2 protein-coding genes are annotated in these 3,212 nt (G+C 68.5%); one reads left to right on the top strand and one right to left on the bottom strand.

The genetic code is table 11. The features are described from left to right. On the bottom strand, positions 1–2,418 hold a 2,418-nt coding region (locus tag NQ160_RS21195), incomplete at its 3' end, for a multifunctional oxoglutarate decarboxylase/oxoglutarate dehydrogenase thiamine pyrophosphate-binding subunit/dihydrolipoyllysine-residue succinyltransferase subunit (RefSeq protein WP_257517052.1). Positions 2,419–2,591: 173 nt separating this feature from the next. Between NQ160_RS21195 and NQ160_RS21190 the strand changes: the two genes are divergently transcribed. Then, positions 2,592–3,212: IMP dehydrogenase (locus NQ160_RS21190; protein WP_257517051.1), on the top strand; the 621-nt coding region annotated here is incomplete at its 3' end.

The following is a 3,212-nucleotide window of genomic DNA, read 5'->3' as shown; positions in this document are numbered from 1 at the left end:
CTCGAGGCGGTCCTGGAAGTCCTTCTTCGCCTGCTCGTACTCCTCCTCGGTGATGTCGCCGCGACCGACGAGCGCCTCGGTGTAGAGGCGACGCACCGAGCGCTTCGCCTCGATGAGGTTGGTCATGAGCGGCTGCGTCATCGAAGGGTCGTCGCCCTCGTTGTGACCGCGGCGGCGGTAGCACACGAGGTCGATCACGACGTCGCGGTGGAATTCCTCGCGGTAGCGGAACGCCAGCTCGGCGACGCGCACAACCGCTTCGGGGTCGTCCCCGTTGACGTGGAAGATGGGCGCCTGGATGGTCTTGGCCACGTCGGTGGCGTACACCGACGTGCGGGCGTCCTGGGGGAGGGTCGTGAATCCGACCTGGTTGTTGACGACCACGTGGATCGTTCCGCCGATGCGGTAGCCGCGCAGCTGGGACATCTGCAGGGTCTCCACCACGACGCCCTGGCCGGCGAAGGCGGCGTCGCCGTGGACGAGGATCGGCAGCCACGAGAAGGATCCGATGGGCTTGCGGTCCTGCTTGGCACGGACGATGCCCGCGAGCACGCCGTCGACCGTCTCGAGGTGCGACGGGTTGGCGGCGAGGACGACCGGCAGCTCGGTGCCGTCGTCCGTGACGAAGGTGCCCTCGGTGCCGAGGTGGTACTTGACGTCGCCCGAACCGCTCTTCGAGCCGATCGCCACCGAACCCTCGAACTCGCGGAAGACCTGACCGTACGTCTTGCCGGCGACGTTGCTGAGCACGTTGAGCCGGCCGCGGTGGGCCATGGCGATCGCCGCACCGTCGAGACCTGCGTCGGCGGCCCCGCGCAGCACCTGGTCGAGGAGCGGAATGAGAGACTCGCCGCCTTCGAGGCTGAAGCGCTTCTGGCCGACGTACTTCGTCTGCAGGAACGTCTCGAACGCCTCTGCCTCATTCAGCTTGCTGAGCACGCGCAGCTGCTCGTCGTGGTTCGGCTTCTGGTACTTGGCCTCGACGTTGTTCTGGAACCAGGTGCGCTGATCGGGGTCCTGAATGTGCATGTACTCGATGCCGAGGGTGCGGCAGTACGAGTCGCGCAGCACCCCCAGGATCTCGCGCAGCTTCATGGTGCGCTTGCCGGCGAAGCCGTTCGTGACGAACTCGCGATCCAGGTCCCAGAAGGTCAGGCCGTGGCTCTCGATCTCGAGGTCGGGGTGCGTACGCTGCATGTACTGCAGCGGGTCGATGTCGGCCATGAGGTGGCCGCGCACCCGGAAGGAGTTGATCAGCTCCTGCACGCGCGCGGTCTTGTCCACCCGCTCGGCGAGGTCGACGTTGATGTCGTTGGCCCAGTGGATCGGCGCGTACGGGATGCGCAGCGCCGCGAAGATGTCGCTGTAGAAGTCGCGTCGCCCGGTGATCATCTCGTGGACGATCTTGAGGAACTCGCCGGAACCTGCGCCCTGGATGACGCGGTGGTCGTACGTGCTCGTGAGCGTGATCGTCTTGCCGATGCCGAGGTTGACCAGCGTCTTCTCGCTCGCCCCTTGGAACTCCGCCGGGTACTCCAGGGCGCCGGCGCCGACGATGCAGCCCTGGCCCTTCATGAGGCGCGGAACCGAGTGCACCGTGCCGATGCCGCCGGGGTTGGTCAGCGAGATCGTCGTGCCCTGGAAATCGGCGGCGGTGAGCTTGTTCGCGCGCGCTCGGGTGACCAGGTCCTCGTAGGAGGAGAGGAACTCCCCGAAGGTCAGCGTCTCGGCGCGCTTGATGCTCGGGACGAGCAGGGAACGCGAGCCGTCGGGCTTGGGGACGTCGATCGCGATGCCGAGGTTGATGTGGGCCGGGGCCACCACCGACGGCTTGCCGTCGACCTCGGCGTAGTACACGTTCTGGCTGGGGAAGGTCTTCAGCGCCTGGACGATCGCCCAGCCGATGAGGTGCGTGAAGCTGACCTTGCCGCCGCGCGTGCGGGCCATGTGGTTGTTGATGACGATGCGGTTGTCGATCATCAGCTTGGCCGGGATCGTGCGCACGCTCGTCGCGGTGGGGACGGTCAGGGACTGGTCCATGTTGGCCGCGAGCGTCTTCGTCATGCCGCGCAGCGGCGTGACGACGTCTTCGCCTGCCTCGCTCGGCTCGACGGCCTTGCGGTCCTGCGCCTGCGCGGGGATCGGCTGCGGCGCCGCCGGCTTGGCCGTGGTGCGGGCAACCGGCTGGGCGCCGATCACGGGGATGGGCGCGGTGACGGGGTGCGGCTCGGTGCCCGCCGGGGGTGCGGCCGGAGCCGCGGCATCCTCCGGCTGATATGCCTCGAGAACAGGCCACCAGGCCTTGTCCACGGAGTTCTTGTCCGCCTTGTACTGCTCGTAGAGTTCATCAACGAGCCAGGCGTTGGCCCCGAACTCGCCTTCGCTCGAGGTTCCGACGCCGGTCACCTGGCTGGACACGCTGGATCGCCTGCTTTCTTCGGTGAAGTTCCGATCGCGCGCGGCATCGTCGTCGCCTGCGCGCACAGCTCTCTAGGTTAGTCCCTTTTCGCCGGTGTCTTCCGGTGGAAGCGCCGTTTCGGGCATTCGGCGAACTCCGAGCTCAGCGCGTCGCCCGCGGTTACCGTAGGAGCATGCGATTTTCCGGGGAGCGGCCTGCCGTCGATCTGACGTACTCCGACGTGTTCCTCGTGCCGCGGCGATCGGCCGTGCAGAGCCGGCTGCAGGTGGACCTGGCACCCGGCGACGGCACCGGCACGACCATCCCGCTGGTGTCGTCCAACATGAACTCGGTCACCGGTGCCCGGCTGGCCTCCGTCCTCGCGCGCCGCGGAGGGCTGGGGGTGCTGCCGCAGGATATGCCGCTGCAGGAGCTGGACGCCGCGATCCGCTGGGTCAAGGACCAGCCGGTGCGGTGGGACACCCCCTTGGTGCTGCCGCCCGAGGCGACGGTCGCCGACGCTCGGCGGCTGCTGCCGGTCACGGAGGGTCACGGCATCCTCGTCGCATCCACCCCCGGCTCCGGCCCCGGCGGTCGTCTCACGAGGAACGACGTGCTGGGGATCGTCCCCGCGCCGCGGCTGGGGACCGCCCTCGCCGACGCCCGACTGGGCGATCTGGTGAGGGGACCCGCCGCGGCGATCGACGCCGACGACGTCGAGACCCCGCGGCAGGCGTTCGACCTCATCGTGGCAGCCGAGGCCGACGTCGTCTGCGTGCTGCACCACGGGCTGCTCGTGGGCACCCTGTCCCGG

The organism is Microbacterium sp. zg.Y909, assembly GCF_024626565.1.
Note: the sequence above shows the minus strand (reverse complement) of the source record. Positions and strands in the feature narration are given on the sequence as shown.